Source organism: Pantoea sp. FN0307 (assembly GCF_050113815.1).
GTDB lineage: Bacteria > Pseudomonadota > Gammaproteobacteria > Enterobacterales > Enterobacteriaceae > Mixta > Mixta alhagi.
This window is the reverse complement of sequence record NZ_JBNJSO010000007.1, coordinates 25,862-47,289: the sequence shown is the minus strand read 5'-3', so window position 1 is coordinate 47,289 and position 21,428 is coordinate 25,862. Positions and strand designations below refer to the sequence as shown.

Here is a 21,428-nt window from a genome sequence, read left to right as displayed (position 1 = left end):
CAACGAAAAACAAAAAATTAATTGGTTGTTTGAGTCCGATCTTCGCATTCAGTAATTTATTTTCTTTTAAATCAATCAGTTAATTTGAAAGCCCTGTCTCATTGATCAGTAGAAAAAGTTAATTCTTTATCACGTATAAAAGCCACTGTGTTTGTTAATGGCTCTGGTATGTTAGCACGCAGTAGCAAATAGTTACCGGGCTCAACCTTGTATCGCATTCCCCTTTGAAGCCGGAAGACGCGCCGCCGTCTCTAAACTGCATACCAAACGCTTACAGTGAAGCGCATTTTTTGCCGATGCTCCCCCTATGCCACACGTCGAGATGACGTTGCAGGGAATAAACAGGTTTATGGTGGTACGCTCCTTGCGAAGTGCAGCGGAGCAAGTTACTTGCAGACCACATGCAAGCTCTGCCAGCGGGTCGGCCTCGCTCCTTCGGGTGCATGGACATCCTGATAAACTTCACTGTCTGACATATCCCTGATGTTGTCGCCTGACAGCTCCGCACGTTGTTTTACCACCAACAGGCAATAAGGCTTTATTGTCCACCGTCTGGACTGACTGAAAAACAGGCTATAACATTGGCGGCCAGAGTCGATACGGAGATCAAAGCGTGAGCACCAGAAGAGAGATAAAGGATGGGGCGTTATTTGACGTACTCGATAGGGGGATAGTTTACACCGAAGTGCTGGGCTGGGTTGATATGGGACATGCCCGTGGCAATGATGTGGCTGCGCTTAGACATCAATTCGTTGAGGGGGAGCGTAGCGGTAAGCCATCTTATTTAGTCATGTATCGGCAGGATATGGGCATCATCAAGTTTACATCGCGGCTTGGTGTCGGAAAGTTCTCTCGCTGGGAAATTAAGCGTGGCCGGAGCACCGAAGATATTAACAGAATCATGCTGGCTATGATGATGAACACCGCATCCAGATTTGAAGGGCTGCAAAGCTTGCGGTCATTCTCGTGGTATACCGACAGCGGCTTTAGTGGTGAGGACCTGGTTTCTGACCTGTTCGGATTCTATCGGGCTATCATACCGGGTCAGTATGGTTATCGGCTCAAACCCGTGAGCTATGATGCCGCCGTCCGCCGCTGGGATTACTACGGGGCGATTGGCTCTTATAAAAACCGTGGCTTCCGCCCGATTCTATTTCCTGATCCTGATGATGCTTGTATGCATCACCAGCCGTACGTAGTGAACCTACCTCATTTTATGACATGGCTTAAACCGTGGGACGATTTTACATCCGGGATGGTTAAAGTCATTACAAATGATGGAACATCGCTCTCTTTCGTGGGAGCGAAGAAATGACAATCCTGTTAAAAGTCTTGAAGTGGTGCGCCCTGTTAGCTGTCACTGTATTTATTCTCGTGTGGCTATTTGTCTGGCTCGTTGCGTCTGGCACTGGTGAAACAACAGTCTACAAAGAGAATGATTTCTTCAACTACCACACTCTGACGGACAAGGACATTGAAAACGCCCCACGTATAACGGACGATTTCTATTTCGAGTCGCACCCCGGCGATGGTTACGCACCTTCGAGCAGTATTATCTTTAAAGGGGCTACCGGGACAGAACCGTTACGCTATTACCTTGAAAAGCTGGGTTACACAAAGGAAAAACGTAGCTTGGGTGAAAAGGAGATCTGGTCGAAATCAGATCAGTCAAATAGAGATCTTTTCTATCTGTACTTTAACGCCACCACGAGGGAAGTGGAGTTGACAAAGGTGCTAAATAACTGAGTATCAGAATCGATACATGGCATTACTATCAGCAGCCCGGGCGTGCAGGAAGATATAAAGGAAAAGATAACCTGCGCGGTATAGCTTCGCTTTATCAAAAAATTGTTACCGGCAGGAACTAAGGCAACTATGAATAAACCCCTGGTAATAACAGCAGCATTACTCCTCACAGGCAGCCCGGGGCAGGGCGGCAGAGCAGCCCCACGCGTTAGCACAACGGCTGCAATTAAAGATAATTATGTGTATATCGCATCAAAAATGAACGCTGGAGAGAAAACTACCGCCATACAGATTTACAGCGATACAGGCGATAAATTTATCAAGCAGTTTGATAATGAACCGATTTATACAGCTAAAGGCGGATGCCTGCCGGTTTTCAATTATATATTTAATCCAGGTAAGCATTATTTGCTCGCTTATGACATCGCTACGCCACACTATGACAATTATTTAATTACTACTAATTTTATTCGGTAGAAATTGCTCTTCCCGATATTAGATACAACCTCGGTTAGTCATGTCAGGTTATTCAATATTTAATTTGATATTTTTATCCTGATGCGAATTCAGCTGGCTCCAGCTAATTCAGCAAATAATGAGGCAACGTTCCCTATCGTCTCCACCCTACACTAATAAATTCTCTTATTCATACTCTCAGTCCAGAGCTACCTATATTTATCCTCTGATTATCCGCGCCGCCTGGCTGGATAAACCATTGAATATAGCGCTGCTGATATGTTCAGGGAAATCTATGGGTAACTCTGTCGCAACCTTAGCAATGACTTCCTCTGTACGCGCAGCCATCTGTTGCATGAGTTTGGAAGCAAGATTCTGAGAAAATCCAACATGTGCGGAGGTGCTAATAAAATGACGCGGCTGAATCATCGCGAAATGATACTGTCGATTTTTCCCTTGTAATGCCATAGCCATTTTTGCTTTTTTTCGAGGTATACCACCCGTTTCAAGGAGTGGGAACGCGGACATAACATCATATAAGGGGGTCATACGAAACGATGTTTCTGGCTCGATGAACAAACTGAAATTCTTCCCGTGACCATCTATAGCGGCCAGCATCCAGAAGAGGATCTGCGATTTAAAAAACATTGCGCGGTCTTGAGTAGCAGAACGTGAGCCTAACAGCAGTTTCATCGCATCCGCGATCCCTGGGCCTCCGTGTGCTTCATATTTTAGTGCCGGAGCAATCCCTAACGCCTGGCAAAAATCCTCCTGAGGCAGACGCATCAGCCAGCCATCATGGGACCACCTGCGGTCAAAACGCTCAACAATCAACACCTTTTTTTGACCAAATATGGCCAGCTCTGCATTAGCCACTGGAAAGCCGAATTCCCGGGCAATACGTAGACAAAGCCATTCGTTTTCACAGCTTTCGCGCAGATCAATATTGTTCTGTTCTATTCTGCCAATCGGGAGTTTAAAAATATGGCTGGTTGGCGTGCTGCCCTTCGGCCTTTGCCAGCGGCCCTGATACCAGAGCAGAGCCGTTTTTTCTTGTGCTCCGGCTAATGAGATACGAAAATCAGCACCTTCTTCCATTCCCAAAGGCGCCATTTGATAACTATCGAGCAGCGCTTCAATCTGTGCGCAATCCAGCGGTTCCGCCTGCATTTCCATTACAGAGGGCATTTCATTTTCGGGTGGATAAAGCTGAATAGCGCCTACGCAGTCACGCCCGACACTGGCTAATAAATCGAAAGGGTGTGCCGTTTCCACATGGAAGCGCGACTGCATTCTGGTAATAATCGCCTCGGAATCTGGCAGCAGATTACTAAAGAAGTTGAAGACCTCTTTTCCTCTGAGTCTACTGTGCTGGAGAGGAAGTGATAATGAGATTGCGCGTGAACCAGGTTCAGCTAACCATTCGGGGGCGTACTGAAATAACATTGCACCGCTGCCGTCCCGGTATAGGTTGCCTACCACGTCGCCATTCATTGCGACGGTCAGTATTTGTTTTCGCATCTTTTACCACTCCTTCGGCCAGATTTTTTCTTTATCCAGCGTCGATCCCTTTTTCACCACCTGTAGCTCCAGATCCAAAGCTGACAGGATCTTGAACAATGTCTCCAATTTGGTGGATTCAGGTCTGTTTTCAAAATCAGAGACGGTTGCCTGCTTGATCCCAACAAGCTCAGCTGTCTTTGCCTGAGTCAACTTGTTAATTTTGCGTTGGTCTTTAACCGCATTCGCCAATAAAGCCGGAGATGTCACTTTCATTATTATCCCTTCTAACGGATATATAGATAAAACCCTCTATAGAGGATAAATCCACATTAACCGCTAGAAGGGATAAACGCAATTTAACCTTTATAGCGGATAAAATGCCCCCATTATCTGGCATAGGCAGTATCTCCATTCTGTTTTACACTCTTCGCAGACAAATCTCAGGGAAGAACCAATGGCGCAATACTGGTGGAAAGATCTTCTTGATCGAAACAATACCTGGCAGGGTCTGGAGCTGACAGTTCAGAAGCAGGCAGCCTCCGAACATGCCATGGAAATGCTCAGCGGGCATCATGGACGTATGGCGCTCCAGTTCCAAAAAGAGACCCTGTTCTGGGCCACGATGCTGAAAGATCATTCCGGAGCATGGTTGGTGTTTAACAGCGAACATCCTCACCAGCGCAGCTTATTGCCTCCGGTCACCTCAGGCGATATCGAATCGATCGGAAAGAAAGAGGCACATAGCTGGACCGGGGAGTGGTGTCGCTACTTTGCTCGTCAGCTAATGAATGCGCCAGCGCCTTTACTACCTGCTCGTCGTTGGTTACTCAGGCCAATGATGCCGGTTAAACCCACCGCGCCTTATCCTTATCGGCAGCCAGGACCCGTACAGAGCTGGCGCTTTCACTCGCCCGCCAGCGACGGCAATATCAACTGTGACTGGATGCTTTATGGGGAAGATTTACCTGACTTAGCCAGCCCGGAAAAAGTCAGGCTGGTGGACTGGTGGTGGGGCGGAAATCTGCTGCTCGGGCGCTATCCAATTAACGTCGATGCAGGAAGGCTGAAGTGGTGGCGTAAAAAATGCCGTGAGGGCACGTTGCCTCCGGTGCTGGTCTGGTATATCGGTGGCCTGGCATCATTCGTGATCCTTGATGGACATTACCGGTTGCAGGCTGCCATTGAAGAAGGCGTTCCACCAATGTTCCTGGTGCTGAGCGAACTCAATGAAAGGGAGTATCACTCCGATCCTGAGCATCAGGCGCGTATTATCCGGGCGCTGGAACAGCAGCAGCTTAAAAATTCGCAGTGCAGTATTGAAGGCGTCAACCAGACGCTGATTAACCTTTTTGATACACGCTATTTTTATGCTTCAACCCATTGCCGCGCTGTTCTCGGCGAAGGCCAGGCCTGGGCGCGAGAGGTCAACGCTTATCTGCAGAAGCACCAGCTTGCAGCGCATCTGGACAATATCCTTAACAGGGTAAGCGACTAACTTAGAGATAAATATATAGATTGTCAGGCTGACATTGACCGGCAGGCCAGGAAACAAACGAGACATATTTATTGAGGGGCGTGTGACACAAAACATAAAAACTAAATCTTGCCCCCAATACTGCAGGCTTCCTGCGCCGCTCAACCCACCTTCATCACCAGCCCGTTTACCCATGCCTCATCCCGGCCCACGCGCTTATCTGCCGTCTGCCACAGTGCTTTAACCTTCAGCTCGGGCAGCGCGCGCATCAGCTCCCGTAGCCGCGCCTCGTCCATGTCGGTAAACCGCCTGCCGTCCTTCTCGCGTTCGCCGCGCCCCAGCTTGAATGAAAGATACCAAACCCCGTTCGGCTTCAGCGCGTTTGCCAGGCGGGCAAACACTGCCGGCAAATCCGCTTCGGCCACGTGCAGCAGCGAAGCACAGCACCAGATGCCGTCATAGCGCGCAGGCGCGCTGAAATCCTCAAAACGCATCACCGACACCGGCAGGCCGGTCAGGGCAGCGGCGCGTTGCGCCATCTCAAATGAGGCATCAAACGCCTCCACCGCATAGCCGCGCGCCAGAAAAGCGCTGGCGTCGCGCCCGGAGCCGCAGCCCGCATCCAGAATCCGCGCGCCGGGCGACAGATAAGCCAGAAAGCGGTCATGTAACGCTGACATATCCACCCGCACCGCCTCGTCAAAAAAACGCTGCGCATGCTGTTGGTAATAGTTAATGCTCATCAGAATATCGCGTCTCCCTCTGCCTCCGGCTCCCATTGATGGATCAGCGTGTTCAGGCCGGTCTGCCAGGCTCGCTGTAAAAAAGCGTGTCGCTGAGCGGGCTGGCTGCCGGTCTGGTTAACCAGCGTCTCATGCAGCGGCAGGCGGCTGTTAATAAAGTACTCGTTGCGATGATGCAGGCGCTCCAGCAGCCGCAGGGAAGGGATGCGCGCAAACTTGCCGTTCTCGCCCCGGTTGCAGGTCTGGCAGGCCAGCACCAGGTTCCAGACGCCGTTAATATTACTCACCTTATCCTGCAGGCTCCACGGCAGAAAGTGGTCCACGTCCGCCAGGTTCTCATCACCGGGCGTCAGGCTGATATCGCGATAGCAGTAGAAACAGCGGCCCTTCTGGTAACCGTTCAGGCTGTTGCGACAGCTGGTAATGTTAATGCGTCGGTCGCGCGGGCGGCTAAACAGCATCTGCTGCTCGCTGTCATACTCAACCGCCACCAGATTACGTGAAACGCCCATCGCCCACGCCTGTTCTACCAGCCTCCAGCGCGCATCGGTCTCATGGATCAAATTCATGAACTGCTGGCTCTCGGTCAGGCGATAAAAATCATCGGTCAGGCGGATGCCTTTAGCGGTTTTACGCTCATCAATAAAAAAGCGCTTGCCGATCTCGGCGCGGTTCACGTGGTGAAAAGCATCGATCACGTTGGCAAAACCGCGTTTTACGGTGATCTCAGTGAGCTGCGCTTCGCTAAGCTCACCCTGATTAAACCGCATGCAGGCATCCAGAAACTGGCTGCGGCTGGAGGTGGTCTGCTTCGGCGCATCCTGTAAATGCGCGCACAGATGACGGGCGAACGGGGCGGCCAGCGCCTCCAGGGTGATCAGCGTCTGGCCCTGCGGATGTAGATCGTACAGCGCATGGGCAAGAGCAAACTTATAGGAAGCGACGTTGTTGCCAAAAAGGATCACGCCACGCCAGTAGTTCTCCAGCGTAGGGTCAGCCTGATAAAAGCGCATGGGGTATCCTGATTATGCTGCGATAGCGGGACAGTAAGCGTTAACTCAACCTGTAACAGCATCCCATAATCAACCATGCCAGTTCAATAATATGCAAATCACTATTTGGCTATTCATCAGGCGAAACGCGGCACCTTTGCTTATAGTCATGAAGCTTCCCTTATAACCCTGGAGAAACCCATGACGCCGCGTCTCCCTGTGCTGCTGCTCTGCGCACTGCCATTTTTTACCTCAGCCCATAACTTCATTGACGGCGAGCATGTTGCGCCGGTTGGCGTCACGGATCGGGGCGAGCTGGTGCTGCAACAGGGCGAGCCCGCCTGGCAGAACTGGAACAGCGCGCAGCTCAGCGGCAAGGTGGGCGTGGTGCTGCACATGGCGGGCCGCCTCTCCGCCAAAGAGCGCAACGCGGCGGTGATCGGCGCTATCGAAAACGCCCGTTTCCCCGCCGAAAAGTTCCAGATAACGACTATCGTTAATACAGATGACGCAATCCCCGGCAGCGCAATGTTCGTGCGGCGCAGCCTGGAAAGCAGCAAACAGGAGACGCCCACCGCGCAGTTCGTGGTGGATGAGCAGGGCGCGGTTCGGCGCGCCTGGCAGTTAACCGAAGGTGACTCGGCGGTAATAGTGCTGGATAAGCAGGGCCGGGTGCGCTTTGCCAAAGATGGCGCGCTCACCCAAAGCGAAGTGCAGCAGGTTATCGCGCTGCTGCAACAGCTGCTGACATAAGGCTGTTAACTGCATGTAAAGGTTGTAATGCCATTGCTGCGTAAAAGGAAATTTCTGGATATTGCGCTACGCTTTGCAAACACAGCGAGGCAGAAATGCGCGTGCAACCGCGGCTGTTTTTGCCTCTGGTCCACTGTCATACAGGTCGCTGCGGCTCTCCATCTGCCGTCACCATGCGCATTCAGCATCTTCTGTTGACATAGTTACGATGAGGAACCAGGGACAGCAACGATGAACGCCAATCATGAAGATGAACTGCAGACGCTACGTGAAGCGCTGCAACACCGCCTCGATCAGCTGCTGCCTGCCGGTGAGCAGCAGGATCTGGTCTACAGCGCGATGCGCGAAGGGACGCTGGCATCGGGTAAGCGAGTGCGTCCATTACTGCTGGTGCTGGCCGCCGGCGATTTAGGTTGTGACATCGAACAGCCCGGCCTGCTTGACCTCGCCTGCGCCGTGGAAATGGTGCATGCCGCTTCGCTGATGCTGGATGATATGCCCTGCATGGATAATGCTCAGCTGCGTCGGGGCCGCCCGACCATCCATCGGCAGTATGGTGAAAACGTCGCTATCCTGGCGGCGGTGGCGCTGCTCAGCCGCGCCTTCGGCGTAGTGGCAGAGGCGCAATCGCTGTCGCCCGCCTGTAAAGCCGAGGCGGTTGCCGAACTCTCCACCGCCGTGGGCCTGCAAGGGCTGGTGCAGGGTCAGTATCTTGACCTTAATGAGAGCGGCGAAGCGCGCAGCGCCGAAACCATCCTGCTTACCAATGAACTGAAAACCAGCCGCCTGTTCGATGCCACGCTGCAAATGGCGGCGATCGTCGCCAATGCCTCGCCGCAGGCACGTCAGCGGCTGCGCTGTTTTGCTCAGGATCTGGGGCAGGCGTTCCAGCTGATGGATGACCTGGCCGACGGCCTGAGCGGCACCGGCAAAGACATCAATAAAGACAGCGGCAAAGCAACGCTGGTGGCGATGCTGGGAGCCGAAGCGGTACATCAGCGGCTGCACGATCATCTGCGCAGCGCCGATGAGCACCTCTCCTGCGCCTGCGATCGGGGTGCCTCCACGCGACGTTTTATGCACGCCTGGTTTGATAAACAGATGGCGCTGTTCAGCCAAAACAGGATCTCATCGCTACCGGAGTGTTAATGAAGGATCTAACCCAACGCAAAAACGATCATCTGGATATTGTCCTGAATGCGGCCCGTAGCGTGAAAAAACAGGCGACCGGCTTTGAGCAGTGGCGTTTTGAGCACTGCGCGATGCCGGAGCTGAACCTTGATGAGATCGACTTAAGCAGCGCGCTGTTCGGCAAAAAGCTGCATGCACCGCTGCTGATCAGCTCCATGACCGGCGGAGCCAGCCGGGCGAAAACCATTAACCTGCATCTGGCACAGGCGGCGCAGGCGCTGGGGCTGGCAATGGGCGTTGGTTCGCAGCGCGTGGCGCTGGAAAGCCCTGATAACTGGGGCCTGACCCGTGAACTGCGTCAGGTCGCGCCGGATATCGCATTGTTGGCGAACCTTGGCGCAGCGCAGATCGCCAGCCGGGAAGGGCTGGACTATGCGCGCCGGGCGGTGGATATGATCGAAGCGGATGCACTGATTATCCATCTGAATCCCCTCCAGGAGGCGTTGCAGAGCGGCGGCGACCGTGACTGGCGCGGCGTGCTGGCGGCTATCGGGAAAACGGTTAACGCACTGCCGGTGCCGGTGGTGGTAAAAGAAGTGGGCGCGGGTCTCTCGGTTACGGTTGCGCGCCAGCTGGCGGATGCGGGCGTGGCGATGCTGGATGTGGCAGGCGCAGGCGGCACCAGCTGGGCGGCGGTAGAGGGCGAACGCGCCGCCACGCCGCATGCCCGCGCCGTAGCGATGGCCTTTGCTGACTGGGGGATCCCCACCGCGCAGGCGCTGAGCGATCTCCATCAGGCGCTGCCGCAGATGCCGTTAATCGCATCGGGCGGCGTTAGCGACGGTATCGACGTGGCGAAAGCGCTGCGTCTGGGCGCAATGCTGGTGGGGCAGGCAGCGGGCGTGCTGAGCAGCGCTACCGTCTCCAGCGCGGCAGTGACCGAACACTTTCAGGTGGTTATCGATCAGCTACGGGTAGCCTGCTTCTGTACCGGCAGCGCCACGCTTAACGCGCTGCGGCAGGCAACGCTGGTACGCAATCCATGAGTCACTACGCCATTATCGCACCGCCGCTTTACAGTCATGTGCGGGCGCTGGAAGCGCTGGCACAACAGCTGCTGGAGCGCGGGCATCGCATCACCTTTATTCAACAGGCGGAGGCGCGCACGCTGCTTAACGATGCGCGCATCGGCTTTTACGCGGTTGGCGAACGCAGCCATCCGCCGGGCAGCCTGGCGCGCACGCTACAGCTTACGGCACAGCCTTCCGGGCCGGGCATCTTCAGGTTGATTAACGATCTGGCGCAGACCACCGACATGCTGTGTCGCGATCTGCCCGCCGCGCTGAAAAAACTGGGCGTGGACGGGGTGATCGTCGATCAGATGGAGGCGGCGGGCGGGCTGGTTGCCGAGGCGCTGGGGCTGCCGTTCGTGTCGGTGGCCTGTGCGCTGCCGGTGAATCGCGATGAGACTATCCCGCTGCCGGTGATGCCGTTTAACTACGCCACCGACGCGCGCAGCAAAAAGCTTTATGCCTCCAGCACCCGCGTCTATGACTGGCTGATGCGCCCGCAGGGCGAGGTGATCGCCCGTCATGCGCGCGCGCTGGGGCTGGGCAAGCGGCGGGGGCTGCATGAATGCCTGTCGCCGCTGGCACAGATCAGCCAGACGCTGCCAGCGTTTGATTTTCCTCGCTGGCTGCCGGACTGTTTTCATGCGGTGGGGCCGCTACGCCATGCGCATCCCGCGCCGCTGGCATCGGAGGCGGCGACCAGTTCGCCCATGGTGTTCGCTTCGCTGGGGACATTACAGGGACATCGCTATCGCTTATTTCAGCGCATTGCTCAGGCCTGTCGGCAGATAAATGTGCGGCTGCTGATTGCCCACTGCGGCGGACTGAACGCCTCGCAGGCCGCGAAGCTGGCAGCATACGGCGCGCAGGTCACCGATTTTGCCGATCAGCCTGCGGTGCTGAGCCAGGCGCAGGCGGTGATCACCCACGGTGGCTTAAATACCGTGATGGATGCCATCGCCAGCGCCACGCCGGTGCTGGCGATCCCGCTGGCCTTCGATCAGCCGGGCGTGGCGGCGCGTGTGGACTACTGCGGCATTGGCCGCCGGGCTTCGCGCTTTGCCAGCAGCCACACGCTGGCAGACCACCTCACCACACTGTTAAGCGACAACGGCTATCGCCAGCGGCTGATGGCAATGCAGCCGCAGCTCCAGCAGGCAGGCGGCGCGGCGCTGGCAGCACAAATCGCCGAGCAGGCGCTGGACGACGGGCGTCCGGTCCTGGCGGGGGCAGCATGATGAAACCGCACTGGGATCTGATTTTAGTGGGCGGCGGGCTGGCTAACGGTCTTATCGCCTGGCGGCTGCACCAGCAGCGGCCCGATCTGCATGTGCTGATGCTGGAGGCGGGCGCGCAGTTGGGGGGCAACCATACCTGGTCGTTCCATCAGGACGATATCACGCCCGAACAGCATCAATGGCTGGCACCGCTGGTAGCGCACCGCTGGCAGGGCTATGACGTGCGCTTTCCGGCGCTGAGCCGCACGCTGGATAATGACTATCTCAGCATTACCTCAAAACGCTTTGCGGCGGTTATCGCACCGGCGCTGGGCGATAATCTGCTGACGCAGACGGCGGTCAGTGACGTGACGCCACAATCGGTCACGCTGGCTGACGGGCAGAGGCTCCGCGCGGCGGCGGTGATCGACGGGCGCGGCTATCAGCCCAGCCCGCATCTCACGGCAGGCTTCCAGGCATTTTTAGGGCAGCAGTGGCTGCTCAGCGAGCCGCACGGGCTGACGCGTCCGCTTCTGATGGATGCCACGGTGGATCAGGCAACGGGCTACCGTTTTGTTTATACGCTGCCGCTCTCCACGACCGAACTGCTGATCGAAGATACCCACTATATCGATCGGGCCACGCTGGGCAGCGATCGCGCGCGCCAGCATATCCGCGATTATGCGCAGCAGCAGGGCTGGAAGCTGGCGCAGCTACAGCGCGAAGAGCAGGGCAACCTGCCGATTACCCTGGCGGGCCATCATCGCGCGTTCTGGCAGGCGAAGGCGGGCCAGCCGTGCAGCGGCCTGCGTGCCGGACTGTTCCACGCCACCACCGGTTACTCTCTGCCGCAGGCGGCAGCGCTGGCGGATCTGATTGCGCAGCAGCGCGACCTGACCTCCTCCGCGCTGTTTCACCTGATACAGGGTTATGCTGAGCGGCAGTGGCGGCGGCAGCGCTTTTTCCGCCTGCTTAACCGCATGCTGTTCCTGGCCGGACGTCCTGAGCGCCGCTGGCAGGTCATGCAGCGCTTTTATCAACTCAATCAGGGGCTTATCGCCCGCTTTTACGCCGGTCAACTCACGCTGATCGACATGGCACGGATCCTGACAGGGAAGCCACCGGTTCCGGTTGGTGAAGCCCTGCGAGCCGTACTCAAACAAACTCCACGGCTGCGAGCTTTCAGTGATGAATAAAACAATTGTAATCGGCGCCGGTTTTGGCGGCCTGGCCTTAGCGATCCGCCTGCAGGCAGCGGGCATCCCAACTTTATTGCTGGAGCAGCGCGATAAGCCTGGCGGTCGCGCCTATGTTTATCAGGATCGGGGCTTTACCTTTGATGCCGGGCCAACGGTGATTACCGATCCCAGCGCCATAGAAGAGCTGTTTACCCTGGCAGGCAAAAAGATGGCGGATTATGTGGATCTGCTGCCGGTAACGCCTTTTTACCGCCTGTGCTGGGAAACGGGCGACCGCTTTGATTATGACAACGATCAGGAACGGCTGGAGGCGCAGATCCGGCGCTTTAACCCGCGCGATGTGGAGGGCTACCGGCGCTTCCTGGATTACTCCAAAGCGGTGTTTAAAGAGGGCTACCTGAAGCTGGGCACGGTACCGTTTTTGTCGTTTCGCGACATGCTGCGCGCCGGGCCGCAGCTTGCCAGGCTACAGGCGTGGCGCAGCGTTTACAGCATGGTGGCGAAGTTTATTGAGAATGAGCATCTGCGCCAGGCGTTCTCTTTTCATTCGCTGCTGGTGGGCGGCAATCCTTTCGCTACCTCATCGATCTATACGCTGATCCACGCGCTGGAGCGTGAGTGGGGCGTCTGGTTCGCCCGTGGCGGCACTGGCGCGCTGGTGCAGGGCATGGTGCGGTTGTTTCAGGATCTTGGCGGTCAGCTGGAGCTGAACGCAGAGGTGACAAAGCTGGAGGCGGAAGGCGCGCGCATCAGCGCGGTCGAGCTGGCGGACGGAAGACGTTTTGCCACCTCAGCGGTGGCTTCCAATGCCGACGTGGTGCACACCTATGAAAAGCTGCTGGGTCATCATCCGGTTGGCGCGGCGCGCGCCACAAAGCTGAAACGCAAACGGATGAGCAACTCGCTGTTTGTGCTCTACTTTGGGCTGAATCATCATCACAGCCAGCTGGCGCATCACACCGTCTGCTTTGGGCCGCGTTATAAAGAGCTGATTGAAGAGATTTTTAACCACGACGCGCTGTCAGAGGATTTTTCTCTTTATCTGCATTCGCCCTGCGTTACCGATCCTTCGCTGGCACCGCCCGGTTGCGGCAGCTACTACGTGCTGGCGCCGGTGCCGCATCTGGGCACGGCAAATCTCGACTGGACGGTAGAGGGGCCGCGTCTGCGCGATCGTATTTTTGCTTATCTGGAGCAGCATTATATGCCGGGCCTGCGCGATCAGCTGGTGACGCACCGGATGTTTACGCCGTTTGATTTCCGTGACCAGTTGGGAGCCCATCAGGGGTCGGCGTTCTCCATTGAACCCATTCTGCGCCAAAGCGCCTGGTTCCGTCCGCATAACCGCGACAGCCGTATCCCCAATCTCTATCTGGTGGGCGCGGGCACGCATCCGGGCGCCGGGATCCCGGGCGTGATCGGCTCGGCGAAAGCCACCGCAGGTCTGATGCTGGAGGCGCTGAGCTGATGAACAGTACGCTGATGGATCACGCCACTGAAACCATGGCGGTAGGCTCAAAGAGTTTTGCCACCGCCTCAAAGCTGTTCGATGCCCGCACGCGTCGCAGCGCGCTGATGCTTTATGCCTGGTGCCGCTATTGCGATGACGTGATTGATGGTCAGGTGCTGGGTTTTCATCATCCGGCAGCGAGCGGCGGCAGCGCAACGCAGCGGCTGGAGATGCTGAAAACCGAGACGCAGCGTGCCTTTGCCGGTGCAGAGATGCAGGAGCCAGCCTTTGCCGCCTTTCAGGAGGTGGCGACCCGTCACACCATCCCGCCGCAGCTGGCCTTTGATCATCTTGAAGGCTTTGCGATGGATGTGCGCGAGACGCACTATGAGACCTTCACAGATACGCTGCGTTATTGTTATCACGTGGCGGGCGTGGTGGGGCTGATGATGGCGCGGGTGATGGGCGTACGTGACGAATCGGTGCTGGATCGCGCCTGTGACTTAGGGCTGGCGTTTCAGCTAACCAATATTGCCCGCGATATCGTTGAGGATGCGCAGGCGGGGCGCTGTTATCTGCCGCAGGCGTGGCTGGATGAGAAAGGGATGCGCTCTGCCGATATTCTCGATCCGGCCCGACGCGAAGATCTGGCGCACCTGGCGCAGCGGCTGGTCGCGCAGGCAGAGCCTTATTACGACTCGGCGCGGGCAGGACTGAGCGGCTTGCCGCTGCGATCCGCCTGGGCGATCGCCTCGGCGCATGGGGTTTACCGTGAGATTGGCGTTAAGGTCAGCGCGGCGGGCGCTCGCGCCTGGGAGACGCGGCAGGGAACCAGCCGCACAGAGAAGATCGGTTTGCTGATTAAGGGCGCAGCGCTGGCGCTCAGCTCTCGCGTTGAGAATCCGCCGCCGCGTTCTCCTGAGCTGTGGCAGCGCCCGCGTCGGAAGAGCGGACACGCGAAGCTGTAGTTTTCTGCGCCCGTGGTTTTTTAACGTTTCGCTCGCGCAGGATGGCCTGTAATTTTTCCACCGGCGGCGCATAGAGGAAGCCGAAAGAGACGCAATCCTCTTTGCCGCGTACCGCATGATGCAGGCGGTGCGCCATATAGAGACGTTTCAGATAGCCACGGCGTGGAATGTAGCGAAACGGCCAGCGCTGATGCACCAGACCATCATGCACCATGAAATAGAGCGCGCCGTAGAGGGTCATGCCCGCGCCGATCCACTGTAGTGGCCAGACGCCGGAAGTACCGATAGCAATCAGCGCAATCGCCAGCAGCGCAAAGACCACGGCGTAAAGGTCATTGACTTCAAACCAGCCGGTACGCGGCTCGTGATGCGAGAGATGCCAGCCCCAGCCCCAGCCGTGCATGATGTATTTGTGCGCCAGCGTGGCGATGATTTCCATCGCGCCGACGGTGGCCAGCACAATCAGGGTGTTCCACAGCACCAGCATCGTGACTCCTTTTTCCCGAACAGGATGCCTGTAAAGGTCATCTCCACCCATTTAAGTGATGCAGAGTATAGCAACAGAGTCAGCAGGCTGCCGGGCCAGCCAGGAGCAGGCGGTTATTCCGGCACGGGCGCTTCGCTTACCGATTCACGCAATATCAAGCCGGAAACAAAGTCGTTGCGCAGTTGCATGTCGCCGCCGTCGAGCATGGCGATCAGGCGATTGATGCTTTCATGGATCATGTCGGTAACCGGATCTTTTACGCTGGAGAGCGCGGGGCGCAAGAAGGGTGCGACGGGGATGTCATCAAAGCCCAGCAGCGAGACCTGTTCCGGCACTGCCAGTCCGGCGACGGCAAGCTGTTTTAGCGCGCCCACCGCCATGTCGTCGTTGCTGGCGATCAGCGCGCTGAAGGCGGTTTGTTGCTCCAGCAGTTGCGCTACCGCTTTTGCTCCACAGGCGGGCGTCCATTTACCTTCCACGATCAGTCGCGCATCGGCAGCGATGCCTGCCTGACGCAGCGCCTCTTTGTAACCGGCGAGGCGCTCAAGGGCGGTGGGGGAGTCGATCGATCCGGTGATGAAGGCGATCCGCTGGTGGCCGCGCGCGATCAGCGCCTGGGTGGCGTTAAGGGCCGATCCTTTGTGATCGCAGCAGACGGAATGGCTGTGATGTTTACGCAGTCGACGATTGACCACCACGATGGGCTGGCGCGTTTGTTCAATGATGTCATCCATTTCGTCAATGCTGAGGAAGCGCGGATAGAGAACAATCGCATCGCAGCGCAGGTCGAGCAGGAATTCGATCGCTTCGCGCTCCTGTTGCGCGCTGTGTTTGCCGTCGACCAGGATGAGCTGGCGACCACTTTCTTCGACTTTTTTCGCCGCCTGGGAGAGGATTTCGCTGAAGTAGCTGCCGCTGTAGAGGGTGTTGGTGACGACCATGCCGATGCACTGGGATTTGCTGGTGGCAAGGTTGCGCGCCAGCAGGTTAGGGCGGTAACCAGCGGCTTCAATGGCAGCGAAGACCTGTTTACGGGTTTGTTCGCTAACGTATCCTTTACCTGATAGTACGCGAGAGACGGTCGCTTTGGAGACGCCCGCTTTTTTCGCCACTTCCTGCATTGTTGACATCGATTTTCCCCGTTCTGGCCTGTCGGCTCATTCTAAACATTTTTAGCGTGAAGGTTACGGATTATGTTTGGGGGTGGGCTGGGGATGCGGGGGTGTCAGCAGCGCGGTTGCGTGGGCTGGGGGTGTGGGGGCGTCAGCGGCGCGGTTGCGTGGGCTGGGGGTGTGGGGGTGCCAGCGGCGCGGGTGCGTGGGCTGACGGGGCGGGGGCGTCAGCGGCGGGCGGCCCGTTCCGTAAAGACGCAAAAAACGTCATCCATGACAGCTCGGCCCGCGCCTTCCCTGGCGCGGGACGCTTTACTCCACGATCCGCCCGCCGCTTCCCTGACTCCTGAGTCGCCTGCCGCCGCTGATTTAACTGCCGTGCTGTCTGTTGCCGCTTCCCGTACTAGTGAGTCGCCTGCTCGCCGCTGATTTAACAATTGTGTCGCCTGCCGCCGCTGATTTAAATACCGCGCTGCCTGTTGCTGCTGTGAGCTGCCTGCTCATTACTGATTTGTGGGGTTTTCGATGGTTAAGTCCCGAAGCGCGGGCCAGTGGGAGTGGGAGGGCCGGGGCCGGGAGGCGGACCTCCCGCGGCCTAAGAAGGCGCGGGCGGAGGCCCCAGGGATGGGTGCATGCCGTGCCGCCGATGGCCCCGGCCCTCCCGCGACCGGCACCAGATCTGTTCCACTCAGCCCCCCGCGACCGGCACAGAACCGGTCTCAGACAACCACTCAGCCCTCCCGCCGCAATTCCTGAATAACAAACTGAAAGGAGTCAGCACGATCGTAATCACAAATCCTGAACGCCAAAATCGATATCAGTTGATCTTGTTCTGACCGATAACCAATCTGATGTGAAACCGGTTACCTATTTTGTTTCAGACCAAATCATAAAGCCTGCTCTGGCTATTATGATTACTCAACTCTTTGAGTAAAAAGAAAAAATACGTTAACCCTACGGTAAAGGTGCGTCATAACAAGAGGTTTCACAGTCATGTCAAAGAATTACGCGGCAATCTCGCGCGCTATAGTCGATGCGATTGGTGGTGGTGATAACGTGGCGGCAGTAACCCACTGCATGACGCGCCTGCGCTTTGTACTTAACGACAACCGCAGCGTCGATGCGGCTACGCTCAAAAAAATCCCTGGCGTCATGGGCGTGGTGCAAAACGATAACCAGTGCCAGGTCATCATCGGCAACACCGTCTCCCAGGCCTATGCTGAAGTATTAAAACTTCTGCCCGCAGGCGCACAGGCGGAACGTCCCGATCCGCAAAAAGGCAAACTCACCTTCAGACGCATCGGTGCCGGGATCCTTGATGCGCTGATCGGCACCATGTCGCCGCTGATCCCGGCAATCATCGGCGGATCGATGGTAAAATTGCTGGCGATGATCCTCGACATGACTGGCATCTTCCCCAAAGGATCCTCCACGCTGGCGATCCTGAACGTCATCGGCGACGGCGCGTTCTTCTTCCTGCCGATCATGGTCGCCGCCTCCGCCGCGATAAAATTCAAAACCAACATATCGCTGGCGATCGCCATTGCCGGTGTGCTGGTGCATCCTAACTTTGTCGACCTGATGGCGAAAGCCGCCCAGGGACAACACGTAGAATTTGCGGGCATAACGGTAACGGCGGTCAAATATACCTACACGGTAATCCCGGCGCTCTGCATGACCTGGATCCTCTCCTACATAGAAAAATGGGTGGATAAAATCACCCCGGCGGTAACGAAAAACTTCCTTAAACCGATGCTGATCGTCCTGATCGCTGCGCCGATCGCCATCATGCTGATCGGACCGCTTGGCATCTGGATCGGTAGCGGCATCTCAGCAGTGGTTTACACCATTCATCACTACCTTGGCTGGCTCTCCGTCGCCATCATGGGCGCGCTCTGGCCGTTGCTGGTCATGACCGGCATGCATCGCGTCTTCACGCCAACCATTATTCAGACCATCGCGGAAACCGGCAAAGAGGGAATGGTAATGCCCTCTGAAATCGGCGCTAACCTTTCACTTGGTGGATCGTCGCTGGCGGTCGCCTGGCGCACCAAAAACCCGGAGCTGCGCCAGACTGCACTGGCTGCTGCTGCCTCGGCGATAGTCGCCGGGATCTCCGAACCGGCGCTGTATGGCGTGGCGGTACGGCTGAAACGCCCCTTAATTGCCAGCTTGATCAGCGGCTTTATCTGCGGCGCGGTCGCTGGTTTTGCCGGACTGGCAAGCCACTCGATGGCAGCACCGGGGCTGTTTACCAGCGTACAGTTCTTTGATCCAACGAATCCCATGAGCATTGTTTGGGTCTTTGCGGTGATGGCGCTGGCGGTGGTGCTTTCCTTCTTTATTACTTTGATTTTGGGCTTTGAGGATATTCCGGTGGAGGAAAAAAGCGAGCAGACAACTGAACAGACTGCCGCCTGGCCCGCCGCTTCTCAGGCCGTTAAAACGCATTAACAGAGGATGCATATGGAAACTAAATTTCCCGCAGGATTTTTATGGGGCGGCGCGATTGCAGCCAATCAGGCCGAGGGTGCATGGCGTGAAGGCGGTAAAGGAGCGGCAACGGTGGATATGATCCCGCACGGCGCCAATCGTTTGGCGGTGAAGCTGGGTCAGCAGCCACGCTTTGAGTGGCGTGACGATGAATTTTATCCCAGCCACGAGGCGATCGATTTTTATCACCGTTATAAAGAAGATATCGCGCTAATGGCGGAGATGGGATTTAAAGTATTTCGTACCTCCATCGCCTGGAGCCGTATTTATCCGCAGGGCAACGAACTCACGCCAAATGAAGCGGGTATCGCGTTTTATCGCGATCTGTTTAACGAGTGCAAAAAATATAATATCGAGCCGCTGGTGACGCTGTGCCATTTTGATGTACCGATGCATCTGGTAAAAGAATATGGCTCCTGGCGCAGCCGTAAAATGGTGGAGTTTTTTACGCGCTATGCGCGCACCTGTTTTGAAGCGTTTGACGGACTGGTGAAATATTGGCTGACGTTTAATGAGATCAACATTTTGCTGCACAGTCCGTTTTCCGGCGCTGGGCTGGTATTTGCTGAGGGCGAGGATCCCCAGCAGGTAAAATATCAGGCGGCGCATCATGAACTGCTGGCCAGCGCACTGGCAACGAAGATTGCCCATGAGGTGAATCCGCAAAACCAGGTCGGCTGTATGCTGGCGGGCGGCAATTTTTATCCTTATTCCTGTAAGCCAGAGGATGTCTGGGCGGCGCTGGAGAAGGATCGGGAGAATCTGTTTTTTATTGATGTGCAGGCGCGTGGCGCTTATCCGGCGTGGACAAAGCGTATGTTCCGTGAGCAGGGGATCGCTATTGAGATTCAGCCGGGCGACGAGGAGATTCTGAAGAATACGGTCGATTTCGTTTCTTTCAGCTATTACGCTTCGCGCTGCGCCTCGGCGGATATGAATAACGAGAATACCAGTGCGGCGAATATTGTTAAGTCTTTGAAAAATCCGTTTATTGAGGCCAGCGAATGGGGTTGGGGCATCGATCCGCTGGGTCTGCGCATTACCATGAATATGATGTATGACCGTTATCAGAAGCCATTGTTTTTGGTGGAGAACGGGCTGGGCGCGAAAGATGTGGTTAATGCTCAGGGCGAGATTGAGGATGATTACCGCATTAGTTATTTGCGCGAGCATATTCGTGCGATGGCGGAGGCGATCGAGGATGGTATTCCGATTATGGGTTATACCAGTTGGGGCTGTATTGATTTGGTGTCGGCCTCTACGGGTGAGATGAGTAAGCGCTACGGTTTTGTGTATGTTGATCGTGACGATCGCGGTCAGGGTACGCTGGCACGTACGCGTAAGAAGTCGTTCTGGTGGTATAAGAAAGTGATAGCCAGTAACGGTGCGGATTTAGATTAGTCGCGTTGGCAGGCGTCAGTTTGGTGCTGATTTTGTGCTGATCGTGGGGGCTGAGTGGAACAGGTCTGGTGCCGGTCGCGGGGGCTGAGTGGTTTTCTGAGACCGGTTCTGTGCCGGTCGCAGGAGCTGAGTGGAACAGATCCGGTGCCGGTCGAGGGGGCTGAGTGGTTTTCTGAGACCGGTTCTGTGCCGGTCGCGGGAGGGCCGGGGCCATCGGCGGCACGGCATGCACCCATCCCTGGGGCCTCCGCCCGCGCCTTCTTAGGCCGCGGGAGGTCCGCCTCCCGGCCCCGGCCCTCCCACACCCTCTGGCCCGCGCTTCGGGACTTAACCATTGAAAACCCCACAAATCAGTAATGAGCAGGCAGCTCACAGCAGCAACAGACGGCGCGGCAGTTAAATCAGCGGTGAACAGGCGACACAATCGTTAAATCAGCGGCGAACAGACGACTCAGGAGTCAGGGAAGCGGCAACAGGCAGCGCGGCAGTTAAATCAGCGGCGGCAGGCGACACAATCGTTAAATCAGCGGCGAACAGGCGACTTACTAGTACGGGAAGCGGCAACAGGCAGCGCGGTATTTAAATCAGCGGCGGCAGGCGACACAATCGTTAAATCAGCGGCGAGCAGGCGACTCACTAGTACGGGAAGCGGCAACAGACGGCGCGGTATTTAAATCAGCGGCATCAGGCGACACAGGAGTCAGGGAAGCGGCGGGCGGATCGTGGAGTAAAGCGTCCCGCGCCAGGGAAGGCGCGGGCCGAGCTGTCATGGATGACGTTTTTTGCGTCTTTACGGAACGGGCCTCCCGCCGCTGACGCCCCCGCCCCGTCAGCCCACGCACCCGCGCCGCTGACGCCTCCGCCCCGTCAGCCCACGCACCCGCGCCGCTAACGCCCCGTAAACCACAGCCCACGCAACCACGTGGCTTATAACCAACTTCTTACCCTCTACTTATTTCCACACATTAAATTCGTTATTAATTAGTCGGCATCAAATAAATAACGCACGTTAAGTAATTAATCTCGGTTCAAATCTCAAAAACAATCCTTTAAGAGAAATCTCACCTTAACCCAATTAATAAACTCTTGATTATTAATTTTGAATTTTTGCAACAATCACAATCGTAAAATATATGAAAATAATATGAAGAAAGTCACCTTTTTACATCTATATATTTCCTCCTGTTACTGGCAGAAATAAAACTTTTCTGCCAAACCTGATATTCACACCGC

Annotated in this window: 20 protein-coding genes; 14 read left to right on the top strand and 6 right to left on the bottom strand. The window is 56.2% G+C overall.

The window, feature by feature from the left end; all coding sequences use genetic code 11:
• Window positions 1-613: 613 nt before the first annotated feature.
• The 3 genes from ACQE3Z_RS17545 (at window position 614) to ACQE3Z_RS17535 (ending at window position 2,223) form a co-directional block, all read left to right on the top strand.
• Window positions 614-1,315: a hypothetical protein gene (locus ACQE3Z_RS17545; protein WP_426974786.1), complete on the top strand. Its 702-nt coding sequence runs from the start codon at window positions 614-616 to the stop codon at window positions 1,313-1,315.
• Window positions 1,312-1,746, top strand: a complete 435-nt coding sequence (locus ACQE3Z_RS17540; RefSeq protein WP_426974785.1) for a hypothetical protein — start codon at window positions 1,312-1,314, stop codon at window positions 1,744-1,746. Before ACQE3Z_RS17545 ends, ACQE3Z_RS17540 begins: the two co-directional genes overlap by 4 nt.
• A 129-nt stretch (window positions 1,747-1,875) precedes the next feature.
• The gene (locus ACQE3Z_RS17535; protein WP_426974784.1) at window positions 1,876-2,223 is read left to right on the top strand and encodes a putative T6SS immunity periplasmic lipoprotein; all 348 of its coding nucleotides are present in this window, start codon (window positions 1,876-1,878) and stop codon (window positions 2,221-2,223) included.
• A 198-nt stretch (window positions 2,224-2,421) separates the two neighbouring features.
• Here the strand turns inward: ACQE3Z_RS17535 and ACQE3Z_RS17530 are convergent, their stop codons facing one another.
• Window positions 2,422-3,723, bottom strand: a complete 1,302-nt coding sequence (locus ACQE3Z_RS17530) for a type II toxin-antitoxin system HipA family toxin (RefSeq protein ID WP_426974783.1) — start codon at window positions 3,721-3,723, stop codon at window positions 2,422-2,424.
• A 3-nt stretch (window positions 3,724-3,726) separates the two neighbouring features.
• Window positions 3,727-3,978 carry a helix-turn-helix domain-containing protein gene (locus ACQE3Z_RS17525; RefSeq protein WP_426974782.1) on the bottom strand — a complete coding sequence of 84 codons (252 nt, stop codon included), beginning with the start codon at window positions 3,976-3,978 and terminating at the stop codon, window positions 3,727-3,729.
• Window positions 3,979-4,159: 181 nt separating this feature from the next.
• On the opposite strand from ACQE3Z_RS17525, the gene ACQE3Z_RS17520 reads away from it, so the two are divergent.
• Window positions 4,160-5,200 carry a hypothetical protein gene (locus ACQE3Z_RS17520; protein ID WP_426974781.1) on the top strand — a complete coding sequence of 347 codons (1,041 nt, stop codon included), beginning with the start codon at window positions 4,160-4,162 and terminating at the stop codon, window positions 5,198-5,200.
• Between the two features lie 140 nt (window positions 5,201-5,340).
• On the opposite strand, the gene ACQE3Z_RS17515 is transcribed toward ACQE3Z_RS17520, so the two are convergent.
• Both ACQE3Z_RS17515 and ACQE3Z_RS17510 read right to left on the bottom strand, forming a co-directional pair.
• The gene (locus ACQE3Z_RS17515) at window positions 5,341-5,922 is read right to left on the bottom strand and encodes a class I SAM-dependent methyltransferase (protein ID WP_426974780.1); all 582 of its coding nucleotides are present in this window, start codon (window positions 5,920-5,922) and stop codon (window positions 5,341-5,343) included.
• Window positions 5,922-6,935, bottom strand: coding sequence for an HNH endonuclease (locus tag ACQE3Z_RS17510; protein ID WP_426974779.1), 1,014 nt, complete (start codon window positions 6,933-6,935; stop codon window positions 5,922-5,924). Before ACQE3Z_RS17510 ends, ACQE3Z_RS17515 begins: the two co-directional genes overlap by 1 nt.
• Window positions 6,936-7,115: 180 nt before the next feature.
• On the opposite strand from ACQE3Z_RS17510, the gene ACQE3Z_RS17505 reads away from it, so the two are divergent.
• The 7 genes from ACQE3Z_RS17505 to crtB all read left to right on the top strand — a co-directional run bounded on the left by ACQE3Z_RS17505 (window position 7,116) and on the right by crtB (window position 14,702).
• Window positions 7,116-7,667, top strand: a complete 552-nt coding sequence (locus tag ACQE3Z_RS17505) for a YtfJ family protein (RefSeq protein ID WP_426974778.1) — start codon at window positions 7,116-7,118, stop codon at window positions 7,665-7,667.
• Window positions 7,668-7,898: 231 nt separating this feature from the next.
• Window positions 7,899-8,816: a polyprenyl synthetase family protein gene (locus ACQE3Z_RS17500; RefSeq protein WP_426974777.1), complete on the top strand. Its 918-nt coding sequence runs from the start codon at window positions 7,899-7,901 to the stop codon at window positions 8,814-8,816.
• Window positions 8,816-9,844, top strand: coding sequence for a type 2 isopentenyl-diphosphate Delta-isomerase (gene fni / locus ACQE3Z_RS17495; RefSeq protein WP_426974776.1), 1,029 nt, complete (start codon window positions 8,816-8,818; stop codon window positions 9,842-9,844). The genes ACQE3Z_RS17500 and fni overlap by 1 nt, the downstream gene beginning before the upstream one ends.
• Window positions 9,841-11,106: a glycosyltransferase gene (locus ACQE3Z_RS17490; protein WP_426974775.1), complete on the top strand. Its 1,266-nt coding sequence runs from the start codon at window positions 9,841-9,843 to the stop codon at window positions 11,104-11,106. Before fni ends, ACQE3Z_RS17490 begins: the two co-directional genes overlap by 4 nt.
• Window positions 11,106-12,281 (top strand): lycopene beta-cyclase CrtY, encoded by a 1,176-nt coding sequence (gene crtY / locus ACQE3Z_RS17485; protein ID WP_426974884.1) that lies wholly within the window; start codon window positions 11,106-11,108, stop codon window positions 12,279-12,281. Before ACQE3Z_RS17490 ends, crtY begins: the two co-directional genes overlap by 1 nt.
• Complete coding sequence (locus ACQE3Z_RS17480; RefSeq protein ID WP_426974774.1) at window positions 12,274-13,752, top strand: phytoene desaturase; 1,479 nt, start codon at window positions 12,274-12,276, stop codon at window positions 13,750-13,752. The genes crtY and ACQE3Z_RS17480 overlap by 8 nt, the downstream gene beginning before the upstream one ends.
• Window positions 13,752-14,702: a 15-cis-phytoene synthase CrtB gene (crtB, locus tag ACQE3Z_RS17475; protein WP_426974773.1), complete on the top strand. Its 951-nt coding sequence runs from the start codon at window positions 13,752-13,754 to the stop codon at window positions 14,700-14,702. Before ACQE3Z_RS17480 ends, crtB begins: the two co-directional genes overlap by 1 nt.
• Here the strand turns inward: crtB and ACQE3Z_RS17470 are convergent.
• Window positions 14,617-15,189 (bottom strand): sterol desaturase family protein, encoded by a 573-nt coding sequence (locus tag ACQE3Z_RS17470; RefSeq protein WP_426974772.1) that lies wholly within the window; start codon window positions 15,187-15,189, stop codon window positions 14,617-14,619. The genes crtB and ACQE3Z_RS17470 overlap by 86 nt on opposite strands.
• 113 nt (window positions 15,190-15,302) lie before the next feature.
• Entirely contained in the window at window positions 15,303-16,319 is a 1,017-nt protein-coding gene (locus tag ACQE3Z_RS17465) for a LacI family DNA-binding transcriptional regulator (protein ID WP_426974771.1), read from the bottom strand.
• Between the two features lie 92 nt (window positions 16,320-16,411).
• Between ACQE3Z_RS17465 and ACQE3Z_RS17460 the strand changes: the two genes are divergently transcribed.
• From ACQE3Z_RS17460 to ACQE3Z_RS17450, 3 genes are all read left to right on the top strand, one after another.
• Complete coding sequence (locus ACQE3Z_RS17460) at window positions 16,412-16,651, top strand: hypothetical protein (protein WP_426974770.1); 240 nt, start codon at window positions 16,412-16,414, stop codon at window positions 16,649-16,651.
• A gap of 643 nt (window positions 16,652-17,294) precedes the next feature.
• Complete coding sequence (gene ascF, locus ACQE3Z_RS17455) at window positions 17,295-18,755, top strand: PTS cellobiose/arbutin/salicin transporter subunit IIBC (RefSeq protein ID WP_426974769.1); 1,461 nt, start codon at window positions 17,295-17,297, stop codon at window positions 18,753-18,755.
• 12 nt (window positions 18,756-18,767) lie between these two features.
• Window positions 18,768-20,195, top strand: coding sequence for a 6-phospho-beta-glucosidase (locus tag ACQE3Z_RS17450; protein WP_426974768.1), 1,428 nt, complete (start codon window positions 18,768-18,770; stop codon window positions 20,193-20,195).
• Window positions 20,196-21,428 lie beyond the last annotated feature (1,233 nt).

Excerpts from the sequence above, each read along its gene's own strand:
- ACQE3Z_RS17540 (WP_426974785.1), top strand. The coding sequence starts at position 1,312 with ATGACAATCCTGTTAAAAGTCTTGAAGTGGTGCGCCCTGTTAGCTGTC.
- ACQE3Z_RS17535 (WP_426974784.1), top strand. The coding sequence starts at position 1,876 with ATGAATAAACCCCTGGTAATAACAGCAGCATTACTCCTCACAGGCAGC.
- ACQE3Z_RS17530 (WP_426974783.1), bottom strand. The coding sequence starts at position 3,723 with ATGCGAAAACAAATACTGACCGTCGCAATGAATGGCGACGTGGTAGGC.
- ACQE3Z_RS17525 (WP_426974782.1), bottom strand. The coding sequence starts at position 3,978 with ATGAAAGTGACATCTCCGGCTTTATTGGCGAATGCGGTTAAAGACCAA.
- ACQE3Z_RS17520 (WP_426974781.1), top strand. The coding sequence starts at position 4,160 with ATGGCGCAATACTGGTGGAAAGATCTTCTTGATCGAAACAATACCTGG.
- ACQE3Z_RS17515 (WP_426974780.1), bottom strand. The coding sequence starts at position 5,922 with ATGAGCATTAACTATTACCAACAGCATGCGCAGCGTTTTTTTGACGAG.
- ACQE3Z_RS17510 (WP_426974779.1), bottom strand. The coding sequence starts at position 6,935 with ATGCGCTTTTATCAGGCTGACCCTACGCTGGAGAACTACTGGCGTGGC.
- ACQE3Z_RS17505 (WP_426974778.1), top strand. The coding sequence starts at position 7,116 with ATGACGCCGCGTCTCCCTGTGCTGCTGCTCTGCGCACTGCCATTTTTT.
- ACQE3Z_RS17500 (WP_426974777.1), top strand. The coding sequence starts at position 7,899 with ATGAACGCCAATCATGAAGATGAACTGCAGACGCTACGTGAAGCGCTG.
- fni (WP_426974776.1), top strand. The coding sequence starts at position 8,816 with ATGAAGGATCTAACCCAACGCAAAAACGATCATCTGGATATTGTCCTG.
- ACQE3Z_RS17490 (WP_426974775.1), top strand. The coding sequence starts at position 9,841 with ATGAGTCACTACGCCATTATCGCACCGCCGCTTTACAGTCATGTGCGG.
- crtY (WP_426974884.1), top strand. The coding sequence starts at position 11,106 with ATGAAACCGCACTGGGATCTGATTTTAGTGGGCGGCGGGCTGGCTAAC.
- ACQE3Z_RS17480 (WP_426974774.1), top strand. The coding sequence starts at position 12,274 with ATGAATAAAACAATTGTAATCGGCGCCGGTTTTGGCGGCCTGGCCTTA.
- crtB (WP_426974773.1), top strand. The coding sequence starts at position 13,752 with ATGAACAGTACGCTGATGGATCACGCCACTGAAACCATGGCGGTAGGC.
- ACQE3Z_RS17470 (WP_426974772.1), bottom strand. The coding sequence starts at position 15,189 with ATGCTGGTGCTGTGGAACACCCTGATTGTGCTGGCCACCGTCGGCGCG.
- ACQE3Z_RS17465 (WP_426974771.1), bottom strand. The coding sequence starts at position 16,319 with ATGTCAACAATGCAGGAAGTGGCGAAAAAAGCGGGCGTCTCCAAAGCG.
- ascF (WP_426974769.1), top strand. The coding sequence starts at position 17,295 with ATGTCAAAGAATTACGCGGCAATCTCGCGCGCTATAGTCGATGCGATT.
- ACQE3Z_RS17450 (WP_426974768.1), top strand. The coding sequence starts at position 18,768 with ATGGAAACTAAATTTCCCGCAGGATTTTTATGGGGCGGCGCGATTGCA.